Below are 25111 nucleotides of genomic sequence, written 5' to 3' on the forward strand. Positions count from 1 at the left end.
CGTCCCTCGACCCGGTCAGATCGAGGAGTTGAAGGCCGCCACGTCGGCCCGGCTCTCCTCGGCGCTCGGCAGGGCGCGGTGGAGAGCGGCAGTGATCCGGTCGGCGCCCAGTGCCGACAGCTCGACCAGTGGCATCCGGACGGCCGGCTGCAGGGACTGGTCCACGGGCTTGACGTCCAGCATGGTTGGCATATCTGAGTTCCTCTCAGAACTGATGCGCTTCGAAGGCATCGGGCGCGGGTAGAGCCAAGGGTGCCAGGATGATCCGCAGCACCTGAACATCAAAGTAGCTGCCAGCCACGGGATAGCCACTCACCGCATCGGGGCAATTCCTGACACTCCGGGCGCGCTCGTCGCTTCGAGCTGCACCGTCGAGCCGGGCCAGCACACCGTACCCGCGCGGGGTAGCGGTGGAAATCACCCAGCGGGGTGACGCGGCCCTCCGCCATCCGGCGTAGACATGATCAGCTCGCGGCTCGCCGGTGTCCGCGCGCCGCTCGTCGCGTGCGTCCTCCCCTCAGATCGCGCAGGGTTCGATCTCGATGTCGAGGCGGGTCCGAGCGGCCACGGCCAGGGTGATCGGGTGATACTCGCCCAGTGCCGCGCGGGCCCGCCGCAGGCAGTCCTCCCGCAGGCCGTCGGCCCGGTCCGAGTGACCTGTCTCGGCCAGGTCGAGCGCGAGGTTCGAGGTCGCCGTCAGGGCGTCGTAGTGGTCCGGTCCGAGCACGCTGGTCAACAGGTCGGCCGCGCGGCCGCCGAGCCGGGCCGCCGCGACCCGGTCGCCCGCCAGGGCCAGGTCGGTGGAGTGATTCACCATCACCGCACCGAGGTAGGGATGCTCCGGACCGATCTCCACCCGCAGCTGCTCCATGGCCTGCCGGGAGAGTTCCCTGGCCTCCGCGGCTCGCCCGGTGGCTCGCAGGTGCACCGAGAGGTTCACGGCGATCACCGAGGTCAGCAGGTGCGACTCACCGAACTGGGACCGGCACTGCCGGTAGGACAGGTCCGCGATCACCGCGGCGCGGCCACTCTCGCCCTGCGCGCGCAGGACCGCGGCGAAGATCCCGGCGGCGGTCAGCGCCTCGGGACTGCCCGCTCCGAGGGCCTCGGTGCTGCTGCGGTAGGCCTCGCTCCCCAACTCGGCGGCCTCCGCCAACCGCCCGAGCCGGTAGAGAGTCGCGGCGAGGTGGCGGCGGGCGTGCAGTGCTGTGAGGTTCCGCTCGCCGACGGTCTGGCGACAGGTCTCCTCCGTCTCCTGCAGCAGGCTCAGCGACTCCCGCAGCCGACCGCTCTCACGCAGCGCCCGCCCGTAGTTACAGGCCACACTGAGCGAGTTGAGGCTCGCGGCACCGGACGACCGGACCTGATGGCGGAAGGACAGCTCGAAGAGCTCCAGCGCGGCCTTCCGTTCACCGACCAGATCCTCCGCCACGGCAAGGTTGTTGACCATCACCCAGACTCGTGGATGCTCGACGCCCAGGGCCTCCCGCATGGCGGGCAGGGTGGCCCGGTCGAGCTCCCTCGCCTCCTGGAACCTGCCGAGCGCCCGAAGGTCCGCACCGAGACTCCCCTGCGCGAACAGGGTCTGCGGGTGCTGTGGTCCCAGCACCCGGCGCATCCGCTCGACGGCGTCCTGATCCATCGCATAGCACTCCTGGTACTTCCCCAACGAGCGCAGCACATTGGCGAGTTGTACCCGGAGTCGGAGAACGTGCGGCTCATCGGCGGCCTGCGGGCCCTGGTCCGTCGTCTGCTCCCACCGCGCCAGGGTCCGCTCGGCCAGCTGGCGCGCCTGTCCGAGGAGACTGCGCTTGTACTGGTAGCGAACCGCGTCGACCACCCACTGGCGCACCTCGGGGTCGGCGCTGTCCGCCGCGCCGGAGGGCCACAGGTGCGGCAGAAGCTCCGCGTACGCCTGCCAGTTGTCGAGCAGGTCCGGGTCGGAGGGGCACGCCTCGGCAAGCGCGGACTGCACGGTGCGACGCAACTCCGCCCGCCGCTCGCCGCTGACCTGACCCCTGATCACCCCCTGCACCAGGCGGTGCACAGTGAGCGTCTCACTGCGCGGGGCGGCCCTGGCCAGGCCGCTGCGGTGGATCGCCTTGACCAGCTCACCGATGTTCATCCGGGAGCCCGCGTCGTCGGTCCCCTGCCGCAGTGTGCGGGCCAGCAGCGAGCCGAAGAGCAGTCGGGTGGGGATCGGATCGGGCCCGAAGTGGGCGCAGAGTTCGAGCAGTTCGGCGGCCGGGGGGTTGGCGCGCCGGAGCTCCTCGAGGGAGAGCAGCCAGGTCGCGGCCGCCGAGCGCGGATAGTCGCCGTCCGGCAGCCAGGTGCGCTCCAGTATTTCGGTCGCGGTGGCTTCCAGGAGTTCCAGGTAGCCGGACACCGGCATGCCGCTCTCCTGCAGCCAGGCGGCCGCCGGGACGATCGCCAGCGGCAGGTCGCCCAGGCCCGCGGCCAGCGCCTCGGCGGCGTCGGGGGCCAGTCCCGGATGCAGCCGTCCCAGCAACCGCAGGCTCTCCTGCCGCCTGAGGACGCCGAGTTCGAGCGAGCCGTCCTTTCGTGCCCAGGCCCGGTCCCGCGAGGTGACCAGGATGTGGCCGCCGGCCGGCCCGGCCGGACGCCAGTGCTTCAGCTCCTCCGGGGGGCCGGCGTTGTCGAAGATCAACAGCCACCGGCCGTGCGGGCGGCCGGCCCGCAGGGCTTCCACTACCCGGCTCGCGGCGTCGGCGCTGTCGGTCGGGCTCCCCAGGCCGAGTTCGGGCGACAGTTCGGCCAGCCGGGGTGCGATGAACTCGGGCTGCTCGGCGGCGATCCACCAGACCACGTCGTACGCGGCCGCGAAACGATGCGCGTACTCGGTCGCGGTCTGGGTCTTGCCCACACCGCCCATGCCGAGCAGCACCTGGACCGCCGGCGCGCCCTCTGCGAGAAACCCGTCCCGCAGCGACTCCAGCACCTCGTCCCGACCGGTGAAGGCGGGGTTGCGCGCCGGACCGTCGAAGGCCGCCGGAAGGTCGCCGGGCAGGCCCGCCCGGGTGGGAGCCGGTCCGCCTGCCGCGGGCTTGGCGGACAGCCGACCGACAGCCTCGACGAGCCGGTCGGGCGCCTGCGCGGACGAGGGCGGGAACAGATCGGTGATCGCCCGACCCGCGAACGGCTCGGGCAGCGGTCCCCTGATCTGCCGGACCAGCATCGGGATCAACGAGGGCAGGCCCGGAGCCTGGTGGTGGTCGCCCAGCGCCCGCCAGAGTTCACCCGATCGAGGGTATCGGAGGTAGTCCGGGGAGAGCAGGGCCAGCACCCGGCCCCGGCAGTCGAGCACCCGGCCCAGCTCGGGCAGCCCGTCGGCCACCGGCGCCGCGACGCTGTTCAGCGAGGCCTGGTAGCCGAGCGTGGCGAGTTCGGCCACCGCCCAGTCCGCCCAGAGCCGGTCGGCGGGCGCGTAGCTGACGAAGACCTGTCGGGGCACGTCCGGGGCGCCCACCGGAAACACGCCCTGATACTCCCTCAGGTTCAGGCCCGGCAGGCCCGGCAGCCGTGCCCTGCTCGCCGCCAGGCGAACCCGGCCGGCGAGCACGTCGATCACCCGCCGGTAGTCCTCGCCGTGCGGATCCTCGCGGATCAGGGCACGCAGGCCGAGCGCGGCGTAGCGCTCGCCCATCGCCGGCTCGCTGTACTGGAGTTCGGCCACAGGCGCCGGAAGCTCGGCCGGGATCGGCTCCCAGAGGACCGGGACCAGCGCCTGGGGGTCCCAGCCGGTCTCCTCCCCGAACGCGGTGACCCGCGAGCGGAACGCCGTCCACTCCCTGCCGCAGAAGACGCTGGCGAAGTAGGACGGCGAGTAGAGCGCCACCATGGACCGACAGCCCGCGATCGCGCCGGCCAGCACCCGCTCCCAGTCCGCCCCCAGGCGGATCCGTTCCACGTCACGGAAGCTGGGCTGCGCGGCCGCCTGTGGATCCCGGCGGGCCAGCTCCGTCCGCAGGTCCTGGTAGAAGGCACCGATCTCCGGCCCGACGTCGTCGGCCCGCGCGTAGCTCAGAAAGAAGTAAGGCTCCACAGTTGCCCCCCGCTCGCACGGACCACCGACCCCAGTGTGGACCGGGCTGCGGCGTTTGCGCAGGGGTTCGAGCGCTCTCGGGAGCTCGTGTCTCGACGGGCTCTGAGGGTAGGCCCAACGGCAGGCCTACGGGCAGAGCCGCTCCACCTCCCAGCCGGAGGGGGTCGCGGTGTACCGCAGCCGGTCATGCAGCCGGTTCAGTCGGCCCTGCCAGAACTCGACGGTACGCGGGACCACCCGGTAGCCGCCCCAGAACGGCGGCACCGGCACCCCCTCGCCCTCGGGGTAGCGCGTGACCAGCTCGGCGAAGCGCTGCTCCAGCACCTCCCGGGAGGCCACCGGGCTGGACTGCTCGCTGGCCCAGGCCCCGAGCTGGGAGCCGTGCGGCCGGGTCCGGAAGTACGCCGCCGTCTCATCCCGCCCGGTGCGCTCGACCGAACCTGTGATCATCACCTGACGGTCGATCGAGTGCCAGGGGAAGAGCAGCGCGGCGTTCGGGTTGGCCGCGAGTTCGACGCCCTTGCGGCTGCCGTAGTTGGTGAAGAAGACGAAGCCCCGCTCGTCGAGCCCCTTGAGCAGCACGGTCCGCGAGCTGGGCCGGCCCTCGGCGTCCGCGGTGGAGAGCACCATGGCGTTGGGCTCGACCATGGCGACCTGCTCCGCCTCGGCGAACCAGCGGGCGAACTGGGTGATCGGGTCGGCCGCCAGGTCCTCCTCGGCCAGGCCGGCCAAGGCGTACTGACGGCGCATCGCATCGAGGTCGGGCACGGTACTCAGGGGCGCGGGCTGGGCGCGTTCCGGGGTCTGCACGCCAACATCATCCCGTACGACAAGCAGCGGGCGGCGCTCCGCCTATGGAATCTCGACATCGAGAGATATGGTGTCTCGCCACCGCTCGACCGCCCACCCCCAGGGGAGTTGTCCGGAACAGCCCGTTTCGCACCGGAAGATCCCCGGTCGAAACCGGGTCCGGAGGCTGAGAAAGCGGCCCTTTGGGGAACATCACCGTGGTGGTGTATGGCGCAATGCACCCAGTGCCTGTCACTCTGGCACCGAGTGCCATCCACCAACGGTCACTGGCCATGCCCGCCCCCACCACGGCGGGTGGCCTGTCGCGTCACTGAGGAGCCGCCTGATGTCCGATTTCGTACCCGGGCTTGAGGGAATCGTCGCTTTCGAGAGCGAGATCGCCGAGCCCGACCGCGAGGGCGGCGCACTGCGCTACCGCGGTGTCGACATCGATGAGCTGGTCGGCCACGTCTCCTTCGGGCACGTCTGGGGCCTGCTGGTGGACGGCAAGTTCAACCCGGGCCTGCCGGCCGCCGAACCCTTCCCGATCCCGGTCCACTCGGGCGACATCCGTGTCGACGTGCAGTCCGCGCTGGCCATGCTCGCCCCGGTCTGGGGCCTGAAGCCGCTGCTCGACACCTCCGCCGAGCAGGCCCGCGACGAGCTCGCCCGGGCCGCCGTCATGGCGCTCTCGTTCGTCGCACAGTCCGCGCGCGGCCAGGGCCTGCCGATGGTCCCGCAGAGCGAGATCGACAAGGCCGAGACGGTCGTCGAGCGCTTCATGATCCGCTGGCGCGGTGAGCCGGACCCCAAGCACGTCAAGGCGATCGACGCCTACTGGACGTCCGCCGCCGAGCACGGCATGAACGCCTCCACCTTCACCGCCCGCGTCATCGCCTCCACCGGCGCCGACGTCGCGGCCGCGCTCTCCGGCGCGGTCGGCGCGATGTCCGGCCCGCTGCACGGCGGCGCGCCCTCCCGCGTGCTGGGCATGATCGAGGAGATCGAGCGCACCGGCGACGCCACGAAGTGGGTCAAGCAGGCACTGGACAAGGGCGAGCGACTGATGGGCTTCGGCCACCGCGTCTACCGCGCCGAGGACCCGCGCGCCCGCGTGCTGCGCCGCACCGCCAAGGAGCTCGGCGCCCCGCGCTTCGAGATCGCCGAGGCGCTGGAGAAGGCCGCCCTGGAGGAGCTGCACAACCGTCGCCCGGACCGCGTCCTGGCGACCAACGTGGAGTTCTGGGCCGCCATCATGCTGGACTTCGCCGAGGTTCCGGCGCACATGTTCACCTCGATGTTCACCTGCGCCCGGACGGCCGGCTGGTCGGCGCACATCCTGGAGCAGAAGCGCACGGGCCGCCTGGTCCGCCCCGCCGCGCGTTACATCGGTCCCGGTCCGCGCAGCCCGCGCGAGATCGAGGGCTACGAGTCCATCGCGCACTGACCTGCGGCTATGCCCTGACTCGGTCCCGGCTCGCGCGACACTCGCAGGAGCCGGGACCGTGCGCATCTCACATCTCAACGAGCGGACAAACGGCGGACAGTCGTCGAGCGAGCCAGTAGGCTGCGCGTCGTGGCCCAGATCCAGATCCCCGCTGACATCAAGCCCGCAGACGGCCGTTTCGGCTGCGGACCGTCCAAGGTGCGCCCCGAGGCCCTGAGTGCCCTCGCCGCCACCGGTACCTCACTTCTCGGCACCTCGCACCGCCAGGCTCCGGTCAAGGACCTGGTGAAGCGCGTGCGCGAGGGCGTGAGCAGCCTCTTCTCGCTCCCCGACGGGTACCAGGTGGTGCTCGGCAACGGCGGCTCCACCGCCTTCTGGGACATCGCCGCCTTCGGGCTGGTGCGCGAGAAGTCGCAGCACCTGAACTTCGGCGAGTTCTCGTCCAAGTTCGCCTCCTCCGTCAAGGCGGCCCCGTGGCTGGCCGAGCCGACCGTCGTCAAGTCCGAGCCGGGCACCCACCCGCTGCCGGTCGCCGAGGCCGGCGTGGACGTCTACGCGCTGACCCACAACGAGACGTCGACCGGCGTCGCGATGCCGATCCGCCGCCCGGCGGGCGCGGACGCCGGTTCGCTCGTCCTGGTGGACGCCACCTCGGGCGCCGGCGGCCTGCCGGTGGACATCACCGAGACCGACGTCTACTACTTCGCGCCGCAGAAGTCCTTCGCCTCCGAGGGCGGCCTCTGGCTCGCGTCCTTCTCCCCGGCCGCCCTGGAGCGCGCCGCCGAGATCGCCGCCTCCGGCCGCTACATCCCGCCGTTCTTCGACCTGCCGACGGCCATCGACAACTCGTCGAAGGACCAGACGTACAACACCCCGTCGATCTCCACGCTCTTCCTGCTGGCCGACCAGCTGGAGTGGCTGAACGGCAACGGCGGGCTCGACTGGGCGGTCGCCCGAACGGCTGAATCCTCGGGCCACCTCTACGGCTGGGCCGAGAAGTCGTCCTTCGCCAACCCGTTCGTCGCGGAGCCGGCCGAGCGCTCGCAGGTGGTCGGCACGATCGACTTCGACGAGTCGGTCGACGCCGCCGCGATCGCCAAGGCACTGCGTGCCAACGGCATCGTGGACACCGAGCCGTACCGCAAGCTCGGCCGCAACCAGCTGCGCGTCGCGATGTTCCCGGCGATCACCCCGGCCGACGTCCAGGCGCTGACCGCCTGCATCGACTACGTGGTCGACCAGCTCTGACGCCTCGCGTCGTACCGACGGGCCGCCGCCTCGCTTCCGAGGCGGCGGCCCGTCGTCGTCGCTGCCGTCACTTGCCGATCAGTGCGCCGATCACCACAGCCACCAGCAGCAGCGCCAGCGCGCCGGACACGATCCGCATACGAGTCTTGGGGTCCACAGTCAACGAGGGTACCCGCACGGCTCAGACGCCCAGATGCGAGCCCCCGGTGGCGTCCAGGACCTGCCCGGTGACCCAGCGGCCGTCGTCGCCGGCCAGGAACGCCACCGCGTCGGCGATGTCCTGCGGCTCGCCGACCCGCCCGAGGGCCGACAGGGCGGAGTACTGGGCCAGCGTCGCGGGGTCGGCGAGAGCGGGGTTCATCTCGGTCCTGACGATGCCGGGGGCCACCGCGTTGACGGTGATCCCGCGGGCGCCGAGCTCCTGGGCCAGCGTCAGGGTCAGGGTGTTGATCGCTCCCTTGGTCAGCGAGTACGCGCTGGTCACCGGGAAGGCGATCCGGGCCACGCCGGACGAGATGTTGATGATCCGCCCGCCGTCCCGCAGTCGGCCCAGGCCCTGCTGGATGACGAAGAACGGCGCTTTGACGTTGACCGCGAAGACCCGGTCGTAGTCGGACTCGGTCACCTCGGCGATCGTGGCGAGCAGCCCGATGCCCGCGTTGTTGACCAGGATGTCCAGCCCGGGACGGCCGCCGGCCTGCGCGAGGCCCGCGTCGAACGCCGCCCAGAGCGCCGCTGCGTCGCCCGGCACCCCCAGCTCGGCGCCGATCGCGAAGGCCTCGCCGCCGGCCGCCGTGATCTGTTCCACGGTCTCCTTGGCGGCCACCGCGTTGCTCCCGTAGTGGACCGCGACCAGCGCGCCGTCCTGCGCCAGGCGCAGCGCGATGCCCCGCCCGATCCCCCTGCTGCCGCCGGTCACCAGTGCCGTACGGCCGGAGAGCTTGCCCAGGCGTCCACACCCCTTTTTTGTATCGGTCGCTACAGATAAGACCGTAGCACGATCTCTGTAGCGGTCGATACAGATTTGCGGGGCGGCCCGCATAGACTCCTCACATGACGACGAGAGCCCCGCGCGGCCGCCCCCGGTCCTTCGACCGCGAGGCCGCGTTGGCACAGGCCACCACGCTCTTCTGGGAGAAGGGCTACGAGGCCACCTCGATCGCCGACCTGACCGAGGTCATGGGCATCCGGGCGCCCAGCCTGTACGCCGCCTTCGGCGACAAGCGCGCGCTCTTCGACGAGGTCGTGGCGAGCTACCAGCAGACCTTCGGGGCGTTCAGCAGCCGCGCGCTGGAGGAGGAGCCGACCACGCGCGCGGGCATCGCCCGGCTCCTGCGCGAGGCGGCCAGGGAGTACTCGCTGCCCGGCCGGCCGCACGGCTGCCTGATCGTCAGCGCGGCCGTCAACTGCGGGTCGCAGGGGGTGCGGCTGGCGCTACGGGAGATCCGCAACGCCGCCATCGCGGAGCTGGAGCGCCGGATCGCCGCCGCCGTCGAGTGCGGCGAGGAGCCGGCCGAGAGCGACCCGGCCGCACTCGCCCGGTTCACCGGCGCGGTGATCCAGGGCATGTCCCAGCAGGCCCGCGACGGCGCGGACCGGACGGAGCTGGAGGGCGTCGCCGAGGCGGCCATGCGCGCCTGGCCGCCCCGGCGCTAGGCGGTCACCCCAGCGGCCAGCTGGCCACCGTCGTGTAGTGCGAGCGTCCGCCGGCCGACTCGCTGCGCATCAGGTGGAGTTCGTCGGCCGTCCACTCGCCGCCCCGGAAGTCGGCCAGCAGGTCCGCCGCCTCGGCCACCCGGCCGTGCGTGGACGGGACCGCCGACCGGCGGCCCGCCGTGCGGGCCAGCGTGAGGTGCGGACGGAACGCGGGTTCGTCCTGCGGCAGGCCGCAGCCGGCCTCCTCGGCCGCCCGGCGGACGTCCTCGCTCAGCGCCCGCAGCACCCGGGTCTCCCCCGCCACACCGGCCCAGAGCGCCCGGTCGCCGAACCGCCCGCCCTCGGCCAGCCGCAGCCGGTGCGCCGGGTTCAGTGCGGCAGCGCGGGACAGCGCGCCCTCCAGGCCCGGGAGTTGCTCGGGCGCGACCTCGCCGAGGAAGGCGAGCGTGAGGTGCCAGCCGTCGCGCGCCGTCCAGCGCCAGCGGTCGGCACCCGGCAGCGCGTGCAGCGGGGCGAGCACCGCGGCGAGTTCCCGTACCGCGTCGGCGGGCGGCAGCACCGCCACGAAGAGTTTCATGTCGTCATTCTCCGCCCCGGGTTGTGCGCACAGGGGAAGCCCCCTCCCCTGTGCGCACCGTGCTTCGCCGTCAGCAGGCGGTCGCGAGCTCCCGGACGCGGCTCTCGCCGCGCGGCACGAAGGCCACCACCCGGCCGGTCCGCTGACGGTGCAGGTCGACCCGCAGCCGCAGGTCGGCGCAGCGCGCCAGCACCAGGCCGATCACCGTCGCGGCCAGCGCGGAGACCAGCCCGCAGGCCAGCATGCCGATCCGGGGACCGTAGACGGACGTCGCCCAGCCCACCACCGGCGCGCCGATCGGCGTTCCGCCGGTGAAGACCAGCACCAGCAGGCCCATCACCCGACCGCGCATCTCGGGGTCGGTGGCCAGCTGCACATAGGAGTTGACCGCGGTGTTGAAGGTCAGCCCGCAGATCCCGACCAGGGTGAGCAGCACCGCGAAGCTCCAGTAGCCGGGCGCGGCCGAGGCCAGCACCTCCAGCACACCGAAGCCGAGTGCCGCACCGGTCAGCCAGCGCAGCCGCGGGGCGCCGCGGCGGGCGGCGTAGAGCGCGCCGGCCAGCGAGCCGAGCGCCATCGCGGTGTTCAGCAGGCCGTACTGGCCCGGGCCGACGTGGAAGGTGTCGTAGGCGAAACCGGAGAGCAGGGTCGGGAAGTTGAAGCCGAAGGTGCCGATGAAACCGGCCAGCACCAGCGGCCACATCAGGTCCGGACGCTCCTTCACATACCGCAGGCCCTCACGGAGTTGGCCCTTCTCGCGCGGGATCCGGTCGATCGGACGCAGCTCGCTGGTCCGCATCGCCAGCAGTCCGCCGATCACGGCGACGAACGAGAGCGCGTTGAGCGCGAACGCCCACCCGCTGCCGACCGCGGCGATCAGCAGACCGGCGACCGCCGGGCCGACCAGCCGGGCGGTCTGGAAGTTGGCCGCGTTCAGGCTGACCGCGTTGCTGAGGTCCTTGGGACCCACCATCTCGGAGACGAAGGCCTGCCGGGTCGGGGTGTCCACCACCGTCACCAGGCCGAGCAGCAGCGCGAAGGCGTAGACGTAGTACTCGGTCACCACGCCCGTCACGGTGAGGACGGCGAGACCGGCGGCGAGCAGGCCCATCAGGCCCTGGGTCACGATCAGCAGGCGGCGCTTGGGCATCCGGTCGGCGAGGACTCCGCCGAAGAGGCCGAGCAGCAGGGTGGGCAGGAACTGCATCGCGGTGGTGATGCCGACCGCGAGCGGGCTGCCGGTGAGGCTCAGCACCAGCCAGTCCTGGGCGATGCGCTGCATCCAGCTGCCGGTATTGCTGACGATCTGACCGGCGAAGAAATAGCGGTAGTTACGCACCTTCAGCGAGGAGAACATGCCCCCCGGTCGGGTGAACGAAGCCCCGGTGGGGCCGGATGCGACGGTGGGTGCCGTCGCGGCCCGTTCGCAGGGGTCGTCGTCGCCGGGCAGATTCACCGGCGCGGGTATCGCGGCGGAGGCCGTCGGTACCGGAGTGTTCGAAGTCTGGGCGGTGGTGTCGTCGGGACGGGTTGCGGCGCTGGCTGCGGCCGGCGGTGTCACGTCTTTCTCCCCTCGGTGCGCGGCCTGTGCCGCGCGCATGGTCCTGCTGCTGGGTCCTGCTTCGGTGATGCGTCTCCCCTTTGTCCGGCCCTGCTCGGTCGTTCTCTCCCCCCGCGCTACAGGTGCGCGAGCTTGTACAGCGCGGGCGCGGCCGCTCGGACCGCCTCCCACTCCTCCTCGGTCAGCCCGGAGGCCAGCTCCGCGAGCCAGGCGTTGCGACGCCGGCGGCTCTCGTTGAGGATCTCCTCGGCCTGCTCCGTCATGCTGACCACCACCTGCCGGCGGTCGTCCGGGTGCGGCTCACGCCGCACCAGGCCCTTCTCCTCCAGCATCGCGATGATCCTGGTCATCGACGGCGGCTGGACGTGCTCCCGCCGCGCCAACTCACCGGGAGTCGCCCGCCCACACCGCGCGAGTGTGCCCAGCACACCCATCTCGGTCGGGCTGAGCGACTGCTCCACGTGCTGGTGCCGCAAGCGGCGGGCAAGGCGCATCACGGACGACCTCAGCTGACTGACAGCTGCGAGGTCGCCCTCGGACATCTCGGCGGGCATGATCCTTAGACTACGTCATTACCCTGTCTAACGAAAATCCATTACCCGTGTCCCTGCGGTGACTCCTGTCACGTGCGTGCACGCACCCCGGTCGGCGGACGTCCCCTGCCCTGCGGGAGACTCGGGCGTCCCGCCCCACCGCGCGCCGCCACCGGAGGCTCCACCCGCATGCTCCGCCGTTCGACCACGCTCCACCAGCCCCTCGTCGGCGCCGCGTCAGCGCTCCTGCTGCTCCTGGCCGCCGGCTGCACCAGCGCCGCCCACACCACCGCGACCGCACAGGCCACGCACGCCGAGCCGAGCCCGGCCGGCAGCGCGGCCGCCTCCGCGCCGACGTCCGCTTCCGCGTCCGCTGCGCCGACCACCGTCGCGGCACCGTCGAGCGCGGACATCGCGAAACTGGTGGCCGACCTCCCGCCCGCACCTGCCGACTCCAAGCAGTTCGACGACGGCAAGCCGGAGGGCGCCCTCACCGCCGACCAGTTCGTCGACGGCCTCTTCTCCCCGGCGAGCCAGGCGAAGGCCCATACGACGGAGGCCGCACGCGGGCTTCAGTTCGCGGCCCGACGCGCCTGGATGAGCGACACCAGCGCGTTCGTCGACATCTACCTCATCCGCTTCGCCACCTCGAAGGGCGCCGAGAGCTTCTACGACTCGCGCATGACCTCGGATGCGGCCAACTTCGACGCGAACACCTCCTCGGCGCCGCAGCTACCGAACAGCAAGGTCTTCGTGAAGACGGCGCTCGACAAGTACGGCAACGCCCTGGCGCGAATCTACGTTCAGGTGGGGAACACCGTCATCACCGTCTACACGGCCAGCCCCGCCACCCCCGACAAGGACACCGTCTCGGCGCTGGCGCTCCAGGCGTACCACGCCGTCACCGCGCAGCAGGGTGCGGCGGCCACCAGCTGACTACGCCCGCTCTTCCGCCTCCATGAACGCCCGCAGCCGCTCGCGGTGGTTCCACCAGCGGGCAGGCCGTCACTCATTGCGATCAACTCCCGCTTTCCGTCCCCGCGCGGACCGGCCGCCCTCGCGACCGGCCGGTCCGCGCGCTCGACGTCAGGCGTCAGGCTCCCTGCTGCACCGGCTCGTCGCGGTGCCGGGGGCACGCGCAGACCGGCCAGTTCAGCGGGTCGTGCGACGGCCGCTCGGCGTCGACCTCCTCGCGGGGCGAGAGTTCGATCCGCTCGCCGGTGCCGGTGATCCGGTAGGTGCGGATGGTCATCGAGCTGCTACGGCTCATCGGCTCAGATCACCTCGCACAACGGGCAGTCGGGCCAGGCCAGCGGGCACGGCTTCGGCCCGGACAGCCGGGCCCTGGCGACGATCAGCAGCAGCGAGGCGGCCAGGCCGCCTCTGGTCCGGGCGCGCGTTCTGTCAGGGCTCGACATGTGCGGCACCCGCCCGGAGAACCTTCGCCATCCGCCGGGCCACATCCGGACGGGTGGCCCCCAGGTCGATCAGGTACCGGCCGGTGAACTTGGCCGAATGCCAGTCCACCGCGACCGACACCAGCGGGACGCTGGAGAACCGCAGCGCGTCCAGCAACTCCTCCAGCGCGTCCGCCGCGTCCTGCCGCGCTTCGGCCGTGTGCTTGGTCAGTTTCGACGTCATCTTCCTGTCCGTTCACTCGTCTTGACCCCACCCTCACTATCTGTATGTCAGGAGTCGCTCTCCGGGTCTACGCTTTCCGGGGGCGTGGCCGTTGACCTCGCCACCGTCAATCAGGTAGGGGCGCAACCATGTCTCTGGCAGACCTTCTTGACCCGACGTCATCCGTACTCGCTTTCTACGCAACCGACTTGCGACGCAAGCGGGAGAAGGCCGGAATCTCGCAGCGCGCATTCGCCAAGCAGGCGTTGATGGCGCCGTCGCTGCTCAACAAGATCGAGGCGGGGACGCGGCTGCCGACGAAGGAACTGTCGAAGCTGGCGGACGACACGTTCGGGCTGGAGGACCACTTCCAGCGGTTGTGGCCGCTGGTGATCAAGTACGCGTACCCGGCGTGGTTCCGGCCGTTCGTGGACCTGGAGGAGGCGGCGACGGCGATCCGGTCGTTCGAGGTGCAGGTGATCCCCGGACTGCTTCAGACCGAGGCCTACGCACGAGCGGTGTTCGGCGCCCGTCGGCAGAACCACGACGTCGTCAAGGAGCAGGTGACCGCTCGTCTCGCGCGACAGCACATCCTGACGCGCGACGACCGCCCCGAGCTGTGGGTCGTGCTCGACGAGCTCATCCTGCGCCGACCGCTCGGCGGGGCCAAGGTCATGCGGGAGCAGTTGGAACGCGTCATCGCAGCAGCGGAGGAGCCGGGCACGGTGATTCAGCTGCTTCCCTTCGCCTCAGGGGTGCACGCCGGGTTGGCTGGCTCGTTCTCCGCTCTCACGCTGGACGAAGGGCCGGGGGTCGTCTACGTGGACGGCTTCCTGCAAGGGCAGATCCTGGCCGATCCCGCCGACGTCAAGGCCGCCGAGCGCACCTATGATCTGCTCACAGCCGTTGCCCTGTCGCCCGACGCGTCGATCGACCTGATCGCTGCCGCCGCAAAGGACCTGAGATGACCACCAGCGCGAGCAAGCTCCCCGTCACCTGGCACAAGAGCAGCTACAGCAGCGACAACGGCGGCAACTGCGTCGAGGTGGCCACCGGCATCCCCCACCTCACCCCCGTCCGCGACTCCAAGGACCCGCACGGCCCCGCCCTCCTCTTCCCCGCCACCGCCTGGGCCGCTTTCGTCTCCGCCACCGCCGCAGGCGTCTTCGGCACCATCTGACCGGGCCCCCGGCCGCAGTCGACCTCCTCGCACCGCGCACGTGATCACCAGCTGCAGGGGAACACCTTCGCCGCGCTCCTCGCCAACGTGCTGCCGTTCAACGCGTGGGCCCGGCTGCTGATGCCCGGACGGGAGATCGGCGCCCCCTACCCGTCCACGCTCGGCGGCGCCTGGACGGTCTACGCCCTGTGGACGGTGGTCGCGGTGGTGCTGGCGGCCAGCATCGTGCCCAAGCGGGACCAGTGAAAGTCCGCACGACACATCAGGCGGGTCCGTGTGCGGGACTGCCACTATACGAACATCCATCCACAGGCAGTACGGGTATCTGATTGGCTGCTCCTGGACGCACCGCGTGCACGCGGCTCCCGCCGGGACCACGTGGGCGTCCACCGCCCCACTTCTCTACTTCTTCCAGGAGCAGCCTCCATGAGCAGCACCATCAACTTCAAGGGCAACCCGGTGAGCGTCACGGGCACCTTCCCGGCCCCCGGCACCACCGCACCGGCCTTCTCGCTGGTGGCCAAGGACCTTTCCGACGTGTCGCTCGACGCCTACGCCGGCAAGACGAAGATCCTCAACATCTTCCCCAGCGTCGACACCGGCACCTGCGCGGCGTCCGTCCGCAAGTTCAACGAGCTGGCGGCCGGCCTGGACAACACCGTGGTGCTCTGCGTCTCGGCCGACCTGCCGTTCGCGCAGGGCCGGTTCTGCGGCGCCGAGGGCCTGGACAACGTGGTCACCCTGTCCACCATGCGGGGCCAGGAGTTCCTGGGCGCCTACGGCGTCGCCATCGCCGAGGGCCCGCTGGCCGGCGTCGCGGCCCGCGCCGTCGTCGTCGTGGACGGCGAGAACCAGGTCATCTACTCGGAGCTGGTCAGCGAGCTCACCGAGGAGCCCGACTACGACGCCGCCATCAAGGCGCTCAGCTAAGCAGCCACACCCGAGGGGCCCGTCAGCGCTTTCCATCGCACTGCGGGCCCCTCACCCCGTGTCCACCATTCCGACACGCAGTGCTCATCGGCAGAACCGTTTCGTCCGATTCGCCCCGCTCTAAGGTGATCCCGATTCACCCGTATGCCATTCAAAGGGATCACCTCATGCGTCTGCGCAACTCCGTCGTGGCCACCCTCGGCGCGATCGGCCTCGTCCTCTCCATCCCCGGCTCGGCCTCGGCGGCCGCCAGCGCCCACGGCACCTTCCAGTACCGGTACGACTCTCCGGACGCCCCGCACATCGGGCAGCTGATCGACCCGGACAGCCGGGTGTGCATCAACCTCCCCGAGGTCATGGACGAGGCCTACCCGGCGGCCTTCCACCCGGAGAACCAGACCGACACCGTGGCCACGGCCTGGACCGGCCTGAACTGCACCGGCGACTCCGACGCGATCAACCCCTACAGGAGCCGCAGCGACCGCTTCACCCTGCGCTCGGTCATCTTCTCCTGACCAACCCCGCACGCCCGGCGGGCCTCCCCCGGCCTCCACACTGTCAGCGGGGGAAGGCCCGCCGCGCACGCCAGCTGGTGTGCTCACGGGCGACCGCGTCCTCGGCGTCGCCCGCGAGCCGTGCCCAACCGGCCTCGGCGTCCGCTTCGTTCGGGTCGAGTGTGGACAACTTGCCGTACACCACGTCGAGTTCCCTGGCCGCCAGCTGGTACGCCGAGACCAGTGGCCGCAGTTGCTTGAGCTGCGTCCACGCGATCATCGCCGCCGCTGCCGCCGAGCAGGCCCCGAAGATCTGCACCGACAGCGCCCCCAGCGCCTCTGCCACCGCCGCCGCGCCACCGACGATCATGAGCGCCGCCGTGCCCAGCCCCCAGGAAACCGACTGCGACTCGCAGGCGTCCGCCTTCGCCAGGTACCAGGTGCGCTGGCCCTGCACCCGCAGCTGCATGTACAGCAGCCGCCGCTCAACCAGCCCGGCCGCGCGCAACTCCCGCATCCCGTCGGTGATCTCGGCCACGGCGCCGTGCGGGATCGCACCGGAGTCCTGGAACGCCTCCAGCAGGTCGGTCACCTGGCCCAGGTACTCCTGGTCCACCTCGGCCGAGTCCGCGGGGCCGCCGAACGGACGCGCCCGGACGGTGTACTTCCAGGCCAGCGTCTTCACCGACTCGGCGACCGCGCGCGCCTCGTACCACCCGGCCTGCGGATTGTGCCGCCGCAGCCGGGCCCAGAAGAATCCGGCCACCGCGAAGGCGGCCACCGAGACCAGTGGCGCCAGGTCGGTCTTCCCCAGCTTGCCCGGTCCGGTGACCGCTCCGACCGCGGCGGCCGCGACCAGCATCAGAATCAGTCCCCGGTACCAGCGCAGAGTCATCCGCTGTCCGGAAAGTGACGCCTGGTCGGCCGTCTGGAACGGCTCCGGCAGGAAGTCCGCCTCGTTGATCCTGGCTGGGTCCCATCGCACCATCAGTCCGTGCCCCCTCCCGCTACCTTCACCGGGCACAGTGCCCGCACCTCACTGTGCTACGCACATCGAAGAATGGGCAGAGCACCGCACGGCCAATTCCGGCCGCCGCGCCCGCCCTTCACCCCGTGGTTCTCACAGCTCCGTTTGCGAAGGCCATTTCCCGCCCACCCCTGGACGAAACGTGCTCCCCTTCAAGCAGGATGACGATCACTCAACTCAAGCCACCTCAACCGAACTCGTCTGGTACGCGGCCTACGGCTCCAACATGCACCTCGACCGGCTGACCTGCTACCTGGCCGGCGGCGTGCCCCCGGGCGGCGCGCACCGCAACCCCGGCTGCCGCGACCCGCGCCCGCCCCGCAGGACCGAAGCGGTCGTCCTGCCCGGCCGGCTGTACTTCGCCGGGGAGTCCGGCGTCTGGACCGGCGGCATGGCCTTCCACGACCCGCTCGCCCCGGACGAGACCCCGGGCCGCGCCTACCTGCTGAGCGCCGAGCAGTTCTCCGACCTGGCCGCCCAGGAGATGCGCCACCCGCCCGGCCGCGATCTCGACCTGCGCACCGTCCTCGCCACCGGCCGCGACCAGTTCGGCCCCGGCCGCTACGAAACGCTGCTCTGCCCGGGCCACCTGGACGGCATCCCCGTCCTCACCCTCACCGCCCCCAGCCCCGCCACCCCGCTCAACGCCCCCGCCGCCGGCTACCTCCGCCACCTCGCCGCCGGCCTGCACGACGCCCACGGCTGGTCCCCCGCCCGCAGCGCCGACTACCTCGCCACCCGCCCGGGCGCCGCCGGCACCTGGACCGCACCGACCGTCCTGGAAGCACTCCACGTCCCCCACGCCGCCCCTCCGCCGGGGGTCGCGGCGGAGTAGCCTTGGGGGCACCCGAGGACCTCCCGCATGTCGGCGAGAGCGCCGATGTCGCCCTGGGCAGCAGAGTCGGCCCCGCAGGAGCCGAGACAGGCGGCACTGCATGGTGTCGAAGAGCGCCGACCGGACCACCCACCGCTATTCCCACCGCCACCTGTCCCCACTCTTCCCGCTGCCGCCCCGACCCCGCCTGAGCCTGGAGCCCACCCTCGCCCGCAACGGCATGTTCGACGGCGCCTGGTGGCCCCGCTCACGCGACATCCATGCCGAACTTCCGGGCCTGGTCACAGCGTTGACGGCGCACCTCGGCCACATCACGCGCGTCGGCCTGGACACCGCCGCCTGGGACGACATCTCCCGCAGCCTGACGATCGACGGACTGGCCGTCCACATCGGCCGGTTCTCCGCCAGCGAGCACACCATCAGCATCACCCGCGGCCTGGACGACCACTTCCTCCTCCTGGTCGTCCCCCCGTGGGCCACCCCTGCCGAGGCCGCCACCGCGATGTCCGCCGCCGCCCGCACCAACCACCGCGCCACCGCCGCCCAACTCCTCGCCGCGCTCCAGCACTTCCCGGCCGAACCGGGGTGACGCCGAACCGCCCGTTGCACCATCATGGTCCGATGGACCTCGACGGAAGGCGCCCGATCGCCCCCCGCCTCCTGCTGGCCACGCGGGTCGGCTGGTTCCACCTGGACCGGCCCGTCTTCATCCCTGCCGGCCACCGGTTCTGGACAGAGTCGCAGTCCCTGGTGGTCGAGACGCCCACAGGCGAACAGCGCAGGTACCCCGGCTCGCTCTGCCGCTGAACACCAGCCCGCACACGCAGCCGCCCGCCGCCCCGACCGCGATGTGGGTCGGGGCGGCGGGCGAGAGCGCGTCAGGCCTGGGCGTTGCCGGGCTGGTGGCCTGCGGCGTCGGCGGCGGCGCGCTTGAGAACGGCGGTGTTCGCGGTGACCGTGCCGGGCTTGACTCCCGAGACCTCGGTGACCTGGACGCTGCGCTCACCCAGGAAGGCGTAGGAGGTGCGGTCGAAGATGATCTCGTCGCGCGAGCCGGTGGTGCTGTTGGTGCGGGCGATGGCGATACCGGTGCGCCCGGCGGCGTCGGTGGCACTGTCGACCAGGACGACCCCGGGAATGCGGGCGGCGGCCTGGTAGAGCGCGGCGGCGAGCTTGCCGGGGACGGCCTGCTCGCGGACCATGTCGCCGATGGTGACGAACGCCTCCTGGTCCGGCCCGTTGCCGGCCCCCTTGGTCTCGGCGTAGATCTTCTGCAGCAGCACCTGCGGATCGGTGGGAAGGGTGCGCAGGTAGTCGTAGGAGGGGGCGTTCAGGTAGGCGCCGGTGCCCGAATCCAGCGTCACACCTCCCGCCGGGGTCTTGCCCTCCTCGGTGAGCCAGCCCGTGCGGCCGTCGGCCGACAACCACACCTGCCGCTGGTGTGGCTTGTCGACCCACACCTTCGACGCGCCGCTGTCGGCGTCGACGGTGCTCGAAAGGTAGGAGACGGTGCTCTCGATGTAGACGAACTGTCCCGGGCGCAGGACGAGGTCGGGCGTGGCCTGGGCGGCCGTGGAGATCCGCTGCACGGCGCCCGCCAGCGCCGCGGTGTCGCCGACCGCGATCTGGACGACAGGCGCCGCGACGTGCTCACCCGTCGCGGGGCCGGCCGCGTGACCGCCCTGCGTGGTGAGCGCCACGGTCGCGGCGAGGGCGAAGGCCGCCAGGGTCGCGGGCAGGGCGATCAGCAGCCGGCGGCGGCTCCTGGCCTCGGGCCGGACCGGTGCGGCGGTTTCGGGGGTACGGGTGATCTCGCTCATCAGGAACTCCTCCATCTGGCGCTGCCGGCCGAGCGGGGCGGCCGGTGCTCCAGCCGCGGGAAGCAGCCGCTTCAACTCCGCGTCGTCGAGCGGCTGTTGCCGCCTCGGGATGCTGGTCATCTGGTCCACTCCTTGTCCGACCGGGCCGGAACCATCCGGCCACCCTGTACTTGTCCGGCTGCCCGCAGGGGTTCCCGAGGAGTTCTCGACGCCTGCCGCAGTTCCTTCTCCGCCAGCGCACGCAACCGCGTGCGGGCCCTGGAAAGCCTCGAGCGCACGGTGCCGACCGGAATCCCCAACGCCTCGGCGGCCTCGGGATAACTCAGCCCGGCCCACACGCACAGCGAGAACACCTCGCGCTCCCCCCGACGCAGCTTCTCCAGCGCCGCCTTGGCGGCCAGCAACTGCTCATGGTCGGCGAGACGGCTGACCAGCTCGTCGGCGAAGTCCGGCGCGGGTTCGGCGACCGGCATCCTGGCCAGCGCGGCCGCATGCCGCCGAGCGGCCCGGGCCCGGTTGCGCAGCACATTGACGGTGATGCCCATCAGCCACGGACGCGGCGTGGTCCCCTCATCGCGCAACTTCTCCCGCAGCCGCCACGCCTCCAGGAACACCACCGCCATGACATCCTCGGCGCCGGCCCGATCCCCGCTCACCCGGACCGCATGCGCCAGGACCGCCCGCGAATGCTCCTGGAACAACTGCCGGAAGGCGCCGGGATCCCCGGCTCTGATCCGCTCGTGCATCGAAAAGTCCACACCCAGGCTTGTCCGGCCACCACAGGCCAGTTCCCGTGACCCCCATCACACCAGACACTCCCCGGACCACGACGCGCAGGCCCAAACGCCGGTGGCCCCGCACCCCGAGAGGGAGTGCGGGGCCACCGGCATGCGTCAGGCCAGGCCCAGGGCCGGGAGCATGTAGTAGAAGACGAACACCGCCGCCACCGCGTACAGCGGCAGCGAGACCTCGCGCCAGCGGCCGGTGGCGATGCGCAGGACGCAGAAGGCGATGAAGCCCATGCCGATGCCGTTGGTGATGGAGTAGGTGAACGGCATCAGGACCATGGTCAGGAAGGCCGGCATCGCGATCGTGTAGTCGTTCCAGTCGATCTCCCGGATGGAGTTCGCCAGGATCAGGAAGCCGACGCAGACCAGTGCCGGGGTGGCGGCCTGGGCGGGGACCATGGTGGCCAGCGGGGTGAGGAAGAGCGCGACCATGAAGAGCGCGCCGGTGACGATGCTGGCGAAGCCCGTCCGGGCGCCCTCGCCGACGCCGGCTGTGGACTCGACGAAGCAGGTGTTGGCCGAGGAGGAGGTCGCGCCGCCCAGCGCGGTGGCGACGCCGTCCACCATCAGGACCCGGCTCATGCCGGGCAGGTCGCCGTTGGCGTCCAGCAGGTGGGCTTCGTCGGCGACGCCGAGGATGGTGCCCATCGCGTCGAAGAAGCACGACATGAGCACCGTGAAAACGAAGAGCACGCCGGTCAGGATGCCGACCTCGTGGAAGCCGCCGAACAGGCTGACCTTGCCGACCAGCGAGAAGTCCGGCGCGGAGACCGGGTTGCCGGGCCACTTGGGAACAGTCAGTCCCCAGGCTTCGCCGGGGATGTGGGCGAGCTTCTCGATGACCAGCGCGACGATCGTCATGGTCGCGATCGAGACCAGGATCGCGCCGGGCACCTTGCGGACCATCAGGACCATGGTGAGCAGCAGGCCGAGGATGAACACCAGCACCGGCCAGGCCACCAGGTGGCCGGTGGAGCCGAGCTCCAGCGGGACGGTGGTGTGCGCGGCGTCCGGGATGCGGCTGACGAAGCCGGAGTCGACGAGGCCGACCAGGGTGATGAAGAAGCCGATGCCGATCGCGATCGCCTTGCGCAGGCCGAGCGGCACGGCGTTCATCACCCGCTCGCGCAGCCCGGTGGCCACCAGGATCATGATGCAGAAGCCGGCCAGCACGACCATGCCCATGGCGTCCGGCCAGGTCATCTTCGGGGCCAGCTGGAGCGCCACGATGGTGTTCACGCCGAGGCCGGCGGCCAGGCCGATCGGGACGTTGCCGATCACCCCCATCAGCAGCGTGGTGAGCCCGGCGGTGAGCGCGGTGGCGGTGACCAGCTGGCCGGTGCCGAGGTGCGTGCCGTGCATGTCGACGGCGCTGGACAGGATGATCGGGTTCAGCACCAGGATGTACGCCATGGTGAAGAAGGTGGCGACACCGCCGCGGATCTCCCGGGGGAGGCTGGAACCGCGCGCCGAGATCTTGAAGTAGCGGTCCAGGACGCCGGCAGGCGTGTGGGGCGCCTGCTGGTGGGGCTCGGGCGACTCAGTGGTCGGCTGGGCCACGGATGGCATGCGATGTCCTCTGGTGGGGGCGCAGAAGGAGGGGGCGCGTGTACGAGGTGGGGGTCTCCAAGTATGAATTGCGGGTCGTGCACGCGCTATCTTCGCGCGTAGAACCCGGAGCCGGGCCGGACAGCCGGACGCGGCCCCCCGTACGCTTGGGCCTCATGCCGAAGATCGCGCTGCGCCCCTCGCCCCCGCCGCTGGAAACCAATGACGTCGCGATCGTCGGCGCGGGCACGGCGCTCTGGTTCCTGGGCTTCGTCGTCCTGCTCCCGTTCCACAGCACCCTGCAGGCTCAGGGGCACGGACACGGCAACTGGCAGTGGATCTGCCTCAGCGGCGGACTGCTCGGACTGATCGGCCTCTGGTACTGCCGCGCCCGCCGGGCGGCGATCCTGCGCGACCGCGCGGCCACCGCTGCGGGCGCCACCGAGGAGCCGTAGCCCCGGCCACTCGGACGGCCCGAAATCGGACTCAAGTAGCACGCACCGGACATTTGCCGCCCGTAGAGTCGGTGCCATGACGCACCCTGCGGAGGACACCGCCGACCCCGGCCCCGCCCACGCGAGCGCGCCTGCGGGGAGCGAACCCGGCGCCCACGCCAGCCGTCCCGGCCAGGGCAGGCGGCACGGCCTGACCGCCGCCGAGGTGGCCGAGCGGGTCGCGCGCGGCCAGGTCAACGACGTCCCGGTGCGCTCCAGTCGGTCGATCTCCGAGATCGTCCGGGCCAACGTCTTCACCCGCTTCAACGCGATCATCGGCGTGCTGTTCGGCATCATCCTGGTGGTCGGCCCGATCCAGGACGGCCTGTTCGGCCTGGTGATCGTCGCCAACACCGCGATCGGCGTCGTCCAGGAGGTGCGCGCCAAGCAGACCCTGGACAGCCTGGCGCTGATCGGCGAGGCCAGGCCCGAGGTCCGCCGGGACGGGCAGGCGCAGCAGGTGGCCGTCGCCGAGATCGTGCTCGACGACACCGTGCTGCTCGGCATCGGCGACAAGGTGATCGTCGACGGCCTGGTCAGCGAGGCGGACGGCCTGGAGATCGACGAGTCGCTGCTCACCGGCGAGCCCGACCCGGTGCTCAAGCAGCCGGGTGACCCGATGATGTCCGGCAGCTTCGTGGTGGCCGGCGCCGGGGCGTTCACGGCGACCAAGGTGGGCCGCGAGGCGTACGCGGCGCAGCTGGCCGAGGAGGCCAGCCGGTTCACCCTGGTCAAGTCCGAGCTGCGCAGCGGCATCGACACGATCCTGCGGTTCATCACCTGGCTTCTGGTGCCGACCGCGATCGGCCTGGTGATCAGCCAGTGGTCGGTGGAGCACAACGACTGGCGCGAGGCGGTCCGGCGCACGGTGGCCGGCATCGTGCCGATGGTCCCCGAGGGCCTGGTGCTGCTCACCTCGGTGGCGTTCGCGATCGGCGTGGTGCGACTGGGACGCAAGCAGTGCCTGGTGCAGGAGCTGCCCGCGATCGAGGGCCTGGCCCGGGTGGACACCGTCTGCCTGGACAAGACCGGCACCCTCACCGAGGGCGGCATGGACGTGCTGGAGCTGCGCCCGCTGGGCAGCGCGGCCGACCGGCCGGCCGAACCCGCCGTGCTGCAACGCGCGCTGGGCGCCATGGGCGGCGCGGACGCCCGGCCCAACGCCAGCATGCAGGCGGTCATCGACGCCTACGGCTCGGGCGCGCCGGACGGCCAGGAGTGGCGGGTACTGGAGGCCGCGCCGTTCTCCTCCGCCCGCAAGTGGAGCGGCGTGCAGCTGCTGGAGCCGGGCGGCACCGAGGCCAGCTGGCTGCTCGGGGCGCCCGACGTCCTACTGCCCGACGGCCACCCGGCGCTGACCGAGGTGGACGAACTGGGCGCCCAGGGTCTGCGGGTGCTGCTGCTCGGCCGCACACCCGTCGCGCTGGACGCCCCCGACCCGGCCAAGGACCTCCAGCCGCTGGCCCTGGTGGTGCTCCAGCAGCGGGTTCGCCCGGACGCCGCCGAGACCCTGCGCTACTTCGCGGACCAGCGGGTGGACGCCAAGGTGATCTCCGGCGACAGCGCGGTCTCGGTCGGCGCGGTGGCGACCGGCTTGGGCCTGCCCGGCGCCGACCACCCGGTGGACGCCCGGACGCTGCCGGACGACCGGCAGGCACTGGCCGACACCGTGGAGCGCACCACCGTCTTCGGCCGGGTCTCCCCGCAGCAGAAGCGCGACCTGGTCGGCGCCCTCCAGTCGCGCGGCCACACGGTGGCGATGACCGGCGACGGCGTCAACGACGTGCTGGCGCTCAAGGACGCCGACATCGGCGTGGCGATGGGCTCGGGCAGCGAGGCGACCCGCGCGGTCGCGCAGATCGTGCTGCTGGACGACCGCTTCGCCACGCTGCCGTCGGTGGTCGCCGAGGGCCGCCGGGTGATCGGCAACATCGAACGGGTGGCCAGCCTCTTCCTGGTGAAGACCGTCTACTCGGTGCTGCTGGCACTGCTGGTGGTCTTCACCCAGTCGCCGTACCCGTTCCTGCCCCGGCACTCCACCGTGCTGAGCGCGCTGACCATCGGCATCCCGGCCTTCTTCCTGGCGCTGGCGCCCAACACCGAGCGGGCCAAGCCCGGCTTCGTGAAGCGGGTGCTGCGGATCGCGGTGCCCGGCGGCGTGATCGCCGGGACCGCCACCTTCACCGCGTACGCGCTGGCCCGCTCCGACCACGACACCAACCTGACCGCCGACACCAGCGTCGCCACCCTGACGCTCTTCCTGGTGGCGATCTGGGTGCTGGCGATCGTGGCCCGGCCGTACACCTGGTGGCGACTCGCCCTGATCGGCAGCATGTGCGGGCTGTTCACCCTGGTGCTGACCGTGCCCTGGCTCTCGGACTTCTTCCAGCTGAAGCTGGTCGGCACCCGGGACCCGTGGACCGGCGTCGTCATCGCGGTGACGGCCGGGCTGCTGCTCGAACTGGTCTGGATCTTCATTCGACGCAGCCTCAAGGAGTAGT

At 71.5% G+C, this 25111-nt stretch carries 29 protein-coding genes; 14 read left to right on the forward strand and 15 right to left on the reverse strand.

The genetic code is table 11. From position 1 onward, the window contains the following. Positions 1 to 15: 15 nt before the first annotated feature. From fxsA to pdxH, 4 genes are all read right to left on the reverse strand, one after another. The gene (gene fxsA, locus BS80_RS41910) at positions 16 to 192 is read right to left on the reverse strand and encodes an FxSxx-COOH cyclophane-containing RiPP peptide (RefSeq protein ID WP_198045555.1); all 177 of its coding nucleotides are present in this window, start codon (positions 190 to 192) and stop codon (positions 16 to 18) included. A gap of 13 nt (positions 193 to 205) precedes the next feature. After that, positions 206 to 421 carry a hypothetical protein gene (locus tag BS80_RS41915; RefSeq protein ID WP_198045556.1) on the reverse strand — a complete coding sequence of 72 codons (216 nt, stop codon included), beginning with the start codon at positions 419 to 421 and terminating at the stop codon, positions 206 to 208. 96 nt (positions 422 to 517) lie between these two features. Further along, entirely contained in the window at positions 518 to 4063 is a 3546-nt protein-coding gene (gene fxsT / locus BS80_RS18175) for an FxSxx-COOH system tetratricopeptide repeat protein (protein WP_051966752.1), read from the reverse strand. A gap of 126 nt (positions 4064 to 4189) precedes the next feature. Further along, entirely contained in the window at positions 4190 to 4813 is a 624-nt protein-coding gene (gene pdxH / locus BS80_RS18180; RefSeq protein ID WP_035801759.1) for a pyridoxamine 5'-phosphate oxidase, read from the reverse strand. A 385-nt stretch (positions 4814 to 5198) separates the two neighbouring features. On the opposite strand from pdxH, the gene BS80_RS18185 reads away from it, so the two are divergent. Together BS80_RS18185 and serC are read left to right on the forward strand one after the other, a co-directional pair. Continuing rightward, entirely contained in the window at positions 5199 to 6299 is a 1101-nt protein-coding gene (locus BS80_RS18185; protein WP_035798707.1) for a citrate synthase 2, read from the forward strand. A 129-nt stretch (positions 6300 to 6428) separates the two neighbouring features. Further along, a complete protein-coding gene (serC, locus tag BS80_RS18190; protein WP_035798709.1) occupies positions 6429 to 7547 on the forward strand; it encodes a phosphoserine transaminase in 1119 nt (372 codons plus the stop codon). Positions 7548 to 7728: 181 nt separating this feature from the next. Here serC and BS80_RS18195 read toward each other — a convergent pair whose 3' ends face one another. Then, entirely contained in the window at positions 7729 to 8496 is a 768-nt protein-coding gene (locus BS80_RS18195) for an SDR family oxidoreductase (RefSeq protein WP_035801762.1), read from the reverse strand. Positions 8497 to 8600: 104 nt separating this feature from the next. On the opposite strand from BS80_RS18195, the gene BS80_RS18200 reads away from it, so the two are divergent. Further along, positions 8601 to 9203 (forward strand): TetR/AcrR family transcriptional regulator, encoded by a 603-nt coding sequence (locus BS80_RS18200; RefSeq protein WP_035798710.1) that lies wholly within the window; start codon positions 8601 to 8603, stop codon positions 9201 to 9203. A gap of 4 nt (positions 9204 to 9207) precedes the next feature. Here the strand turns inward: BS80_RS18200 and thpR are convergent, their stop codons facing one another. The 3 genes from thpR to BS80_RS18215 form a co-directional block, all read right to left on the reverse strand. Further along, entirely contained in the window at positions 9208 to 9780 is a 573-nt protein-coding gene (thpR, locus tag BS80_RS18205; protein ID WP_035798712.1) for an RNA 2',3'-cyclic phosphodiesterase, read from the reverse strand. A 70-nt stretch (positions 9781 to 9850) separates the two neighbouring features. Further along, positions 9851 to 11380 (reverse strand): MFS transporter, encoded by a 1530-nt coding sequence (locus BS80_RS18210; protein ID WP_083974878.1) that lies wholly within the window; start codon positions 11378 to 11380, stop codon positions 9851 to 9853. 77 nt (positions 11381 to 11457) lie between these two features. Further along, on the reverse strand, positions 11458 to 11895 hold the full coding sequence (locus BS80_RS18215) for a MarR family winged helix-turn-helix transcriptional regulator (protein WP_035798715.1): 438 nt from the start codon (positions 11893 to 11895) through the stop codon (positions 11458 to 11460). A gap of 168 nt (positions 11896 to 12063) precedes the next feature. On the opposite strand from BS80_RS18215, the gene BS80_RS18220 reads away from it, so the two are divergent. Further along, positions 12064 to 12810 (forward strand): hypothetical protein, encoded by a 747-nt coding sequence (locus tag BS80_RS18220; RefSeq protein ID WP_035798717.1) that lies wholly within the window; start codon positions 12064 to 12066, stop codon positions 12808 to 12810. Positions 12811 to 12967: 157 nt separating this feature from the next. Here the strand turns inward: BS80_RS18220 and BS80_RS40855 are convergent, their stop codons facing one another. From BS80_RS40855 to BS80_RS18225, 3 genes are read right to left on the reverse strand one after another with little or no spacing between them, the layout of a single operon-like run. Then, on the reverse strand, positions 12968 to 13144 hold the full coding sequence (locus BS80_RS40855; RefSeq protein WP_157536356.1) for a hypothetical protein: 177 nt from the start codon (positions 13142 to 13144) through the stop codon (positions 12968 to 12970). 4 nt (positions 13145 to 13148) lie between these two features. Beyond that, positions 13149 to 13292 carry a hypothetical protein gene (locus tag BS80_RS40860; protein ID WP_157536358.1) on the reverse strand — a complete coding sequence of 48 codons (144 nt, stop codon included), beginning with the start codon at positions 13290 to 13292 and terminating at the stop codon, positions 13149 to 13151. Next, positions 13279 to 13515, reverse strand: coding sequence for a hypothetical protein (locus tag BS80_RS18225; RefSeq protein ID WP_035798720.1), 237 nt, complete (start codon positions 13513 to 13515; stop codon positions 13279 to 13281). Before BS80_RS18225 ends, BS80_RS40860 begins: the two co-directional genes overlap by 14 nt. 128 nt (positions 13516 to 13643) lie before the next feature. Between BS80_RS18225 and BS80_RS18230 the strand changes: the two genes are divergently transcribed. The 5 genes from BS80_RS18230 (at position 13644) to BS80_RS18245 (ending at position 16119) form a co-directional block, all read left to right on the forward strand. Further along, entirely contained in the window at positions 13644 to 14462 is an 819-nt protein-coding gene (locus BS80_RS18230; protein WP_035798722.1) for a helix-turn-helix domain-containing protein, read from the forward strand. Next, positions 14459 to 14674, forward strand: coding sequence for a DUF397 domain-containing protein (locus BS80_RS18235; protein WP_035798724.1), 216 nt, complete (start codon positions 14459 to 14461; stop codon positions 14672 to 14674). Before BS80_RS18230 ends, BS80_RS18235 begins: the two co-directional genes overlap by 4 nt. An 87-nt stretch (positions 14675 to 14761) precedes the next feature. Further along, positions 14762 to 14920 carry a hypothetical protein gene (locus BS80_RS40865; RefSeq protein WP_157536360.1) on the forward strand — a complete coding sequence of 53 codons (159 nt, stop codon included), beginning with the start codon at positions 14762 to 14764 and terminating at the stop codon, positions 14918 to 14920. A 180-nt stretch (positions 14921 to 15100) separates the two neighbouring features. Further along, positions 15101 to 15604: a thiol peroxidase gene (tpx, locus tag BS80_RS18240; protein ID WP_035798726.1), complete on the forward strand. Its 504-nt coding sequence runs from the start codon at positions 15101 to 15103 to the stop codon at positions 15602 to 15604. Between the two features lie 167 nt (positions 15605 to 15771). Next, complete coding sequence (locus BS80_RS18245; RefSeq protein ID WP_035798728.1) at positions 15772 to 16119, forward strand: hypothetical protein; 348 nt, start codon at positions 15772 to 15774, stop codon at positions 16117 to 16119. A gap of 43 nt (positions 16120 to 16162) precedes the next feature. Here the strand turns inward: BS80_RS18245 and BS80_RS18250 are convergent, their stop codons facing one another. Then, positions 16163 to 17086 (reverse strand): DUF4231 domain-containing protein, encoded by a 924-nt coding sequence (locus BS80_RS18250; RefSeq protein WP_035798731.1) that lies wholly within the window; start codon positions 17084 to 17086, stop codon positions 16163 to 16165. 265 nt (positions 17087 to 17351) lie between these two features. Here BS80_RS18250 and BS80_RS18255 point away from each other — a divergent pair, with 265 nt between their 5' ends. The 3 genes from BS80_RS18255 (at position 17352) to BS80_RS18265 (ending at position 18767) form a co-directional block, all read left to right on the forward strand. Next, positions 17352 to 17960: a histone deacetylase gene (locus BS80_RS18255; protein ID WP_157536588.1), complete on the forward strand. Its 609-nt coding sequence runs from the start codon at positions 17352 to 17354 to the stop codon at positions 17958 to 17960. 100 nt (positions 17961 to 18060) lie between these two features. Further along, positions 18061 to 18549 carry a DUF5994 family protein gene (locus tag BS80_RS40870; RefSeq protein WP_051966754.1) on the forward strand — a complete coding sequence of 163 codons (489 nt, stop codon included), beginning with the start codon at positions 18061 to 18063 and terminating at the stop codon, positions 18547 to 18549. A 32-nt stretch (positions 18550 to 18581) separates the two neighbouring features. Continuing rightward, positions 18582 to 18767 carry a hypothetical protein gene (locus BS80_RS18265; protein WP_035798734.1) on the forward strand — a complete coding sequence of 62 codons (186 nt, stop codon included), beginning with the start codon at positions 18582 to 18584 and terminating at the stop codon, positions 18765 to 18767. 71 nt (positions 18768 to 18838) lie between these two features. On the opposite strand, the gene BS80_RS18270 is transcribed toward BS80_RS18265, so the two are convergent. The 3 genes from BS80_RS18270 to BS80_RS18280 all read right to left on the reverse strand — a co-directional run bounded on the left by BS80_RS18270 (position 18839) and on the right by BS80_RS18280 (position 22137). Beyond that, positions 18839 to 19900 carry a CU044_5270 family protein gene (locus BS80_RS18270; RefSeq protein WP_051966755.1) on the reverse strand — a complete coding sequence of 354 codons (1062 nt, stop codon included), beginning with the start codon at positions 19898 to 19900 and terminating at the stop codon, positions 18839 to 18841. Continuing rightward, positions 19897 to 20526: an RNA polymerase sigma factor gene (locus BS80_RS18275; RefSeq protein ID WP_035801775.1), complete on the reverse strand. Its 630-nt coding sequence runs from the start codon at positions 20524 to 20526 to the stop codon at positions 19897 to 19899. The genes BS80_RS18270 and BS80_RS18275 overlap by 4 nt, the downstream gene beginning before the upstream one ends. A gap of 147 nt (positions 20527 to 20673) precedes the next feature. Then, positions 20674 to 22137 carry an NCS2 family permease gene (locus tag BS80_RS18280; RefSeq protein ID WP_035798736.1) on the reverse strand — a complete coding sequence of 488 codons (1464 nt, stop codon included), beginning with the start codon at positions 22135 to 22137 and terminating at the stop codon, positions 20674 to 20676. A gap of 155 nt (positions 22138 to 22292) precedes the next feature. On the opposite strand from BS80_RS18280, the gene BS80_RS18285 reads away from it, so the two are divergent. Both BS80_RS18285 and BS80_RS18290 read left to right on the forward strand, forming a co-directional pair. Further along, positions 22293 to 22571, forward strand: coding sequence for a DUF2530 domain-containing protein (locus BS80_RS18285; RefSeq protein ID WP_035798738.1), 279 nt, complete (start codon positions 22293 to 22295; stop codon positions 22569 to 22571). A 76-nt stretch (positions 22572 to 22647) separates the two neighbouring features. Continuing rightward, positions 22648 to 25110 carry a cation-translocating P-type ATPase gene (locus tag BS80_RS18290; protein ID WP_035798740.1) on the forward strand — a complete coding sequence of 821 codons (2463 nt, stop codon included), beginning with the start codon at positions 22648 to 22650 and terminating at the stop codon, positions 25108 to 25110. Position 25111: the final 1 nt, after the last annotated feature.

Source organism: Kitasatospora mediocidica KCTC 9733, from assembly GCF_000744225.1.
GTDB lineage: Bacteria > Actinomycetota > Actinomycetes > Streptomycetales > Streptomycetaceae > Kitasatospora > Kitasatospora mediocidica.

Bases quoted from the DNA above. Each gene is read 5' to 3' on its own strand.
- BS80_RS40860 (WP_157536358.1), bottom strand. From the start codon at position 13,292: ATGTCGAGCCCTGACAGAACGCGCGCCCGGACCAGAGGCGGCCTGGCC.
- BS80_RS18265 (WP_035798734.1), top strand. From the start codon at position 18,582: ATGGACCTCGACGGAAGGCGCCCGATCGCCCCCCGCCTCCTGCTGGCC.
- BS80_RS18270 (WP_051966755.1), bottom strand. From the start codon at position 19,900: ATGACCAGCATCCCGAGGCGGCAACAGCCGCTCGACGACGCGGAGTTG.
- BS80_RS40870 (WP_051966754.1), top strand. From the start codon at position 18,061: ATGGTGTCGAAGAGCGCCGACCGGACCACCCACCGCTATTCCCACCGC.
- BS80_RS18185 (WP_035798707.1), top strand. From the start codon at position 5,199: ATGTCCGATTTCGTACCCGGGCTTGAGGGAATCGTCGCTTTCGAGAGC.
- BS80_RS18230 (WP_035798722.1), top strand. From the start codon at position 13,644: ATGTCTCTGGCAGACCTTCTTGACCCGACGTCATCCGTACTCGCTTTC.
- pdxH (WP_035801759.1), bottom strand. From the start codon at position 4,813: ATGCGCCGTCAGTACGCCTTGGCCGGCCTGGCCGAGGAGGACCTGGCG.
- BS80_RS18200 (WP_035798710.1), top strand. From the start codon at position 8,601: ATGACGACGAGAGCCCCGCGCGGCCGCCCCCGGTCCTTCGACCGCGAG.
- thpR (WP_035798712.1), bottom strand. From the start codon at position 9,780: ATGAAACTCTTCGTGGCGGTGCTGCCGCCCGCCGACGCGGTACGGGAA.
- BS80_RS18220 (WP_035798717.1), top strand. From the start codon at position 12,064: ATGCTCCGCCGTTCGACCACGCTCCACCAGCCCCTCGTCGGCGCCGCG.
- BS80_RS18280 (WP_035798736.1), bottom strand. From the start codon at position 22,137: ATGCCATCCGTGGCCCAGCCGACCACTGAGTCGCCCGAGCCCCACCAG.
- BS80_RS18255 (WP_157536588.1), top strand. From the start codon at position 17,352: ATGCACCTCGACCGGCTGACCTGCTACCTGGCCGGCGGCGTGCCCCCG.
- tpx (WP_035798726.1), top strand. From the start codon at position 15,101: ATGAGCAGCACCATCAACTTCAAGGGCAACCCGGTGAGCGTCACGGGC.
- BS80_RS18275 (WP_035801775.1), bottom strand. From the start codon at position 20,526: ATGCACGAGCGGATCAGAGCCGGGGATCCCGGCGCCTTCCGGCAGTTG.
- BS80_RS18225 (WP_035798720.1), bottom strand. From the start codon at position 13,515: ATGACGTCGAAACTGACCAAGCACACGGCCGAAGCGCGGCAGGACGCG.
- fxsA (WP_198045555.1), bottom strand. From the start codon at position 192: ATGCCAACCATGCTGGACGTCAAGCCCGTGGACCAGTCCCTGCAGCCG.
- BS80_RS18235 (WP_035798724.1), top strand. From the start codon at position 14,459: ATGACCACCAGCGCGAGCAAGCTCCCCGTCACCTGGCACAAGAGCAGC.
- BS80_RS18215 (WP_035798715.1), bottom strand. From the start codon at position 11,895: ATGCCCGCCGAGATGTCCGAGGGCGACCTCGCAGCTGTCAGTCAGCTG.
- BS80_RS18210 (WP_083974878.1), bottom strand. From the start codon at position 11,380: ATGCGCGCGGCACAGGCCGCGCACCGAGGGGAGAAAGACGTGACACCG.
- BS80_RS18285 (WP_035798738.1), top strand. From the start codon at position 22,293: ATGCCGAAGATCGCGCTGCGCCCCTCGCCCCCGCCGCTGGAAACCAAT.
- BS80_RS18245 (WP_035798728.1), top strand. From the start codon at position 15,772: ATGCGTCTGCGCAACTCCGTCGTGGCCACCCTCGGCGCGATCGGCCTC.
- BS80_RS18250 (WP_035798731.1), bottom strand. From the start codon at position 17,086: ATGGTGCGATGGGACCCAGCCAGGATCAACGAGGCGGACTTCCTGCCG.
- BS80_RS40855 (WP_157536356.1), bottom strand. From the start codon at position 13,144: ATGAGCCGTAGCAGCTCGATGACCATCCGCACCTACCGGATCACCGGC.
- BS80_RS18290 (WP_035798740.1), top strand. From the start codon at position 22,648: ATGACGCACCCTGCGGAGGACACCGCCGACCCCGGCCCCGCCCACGCG.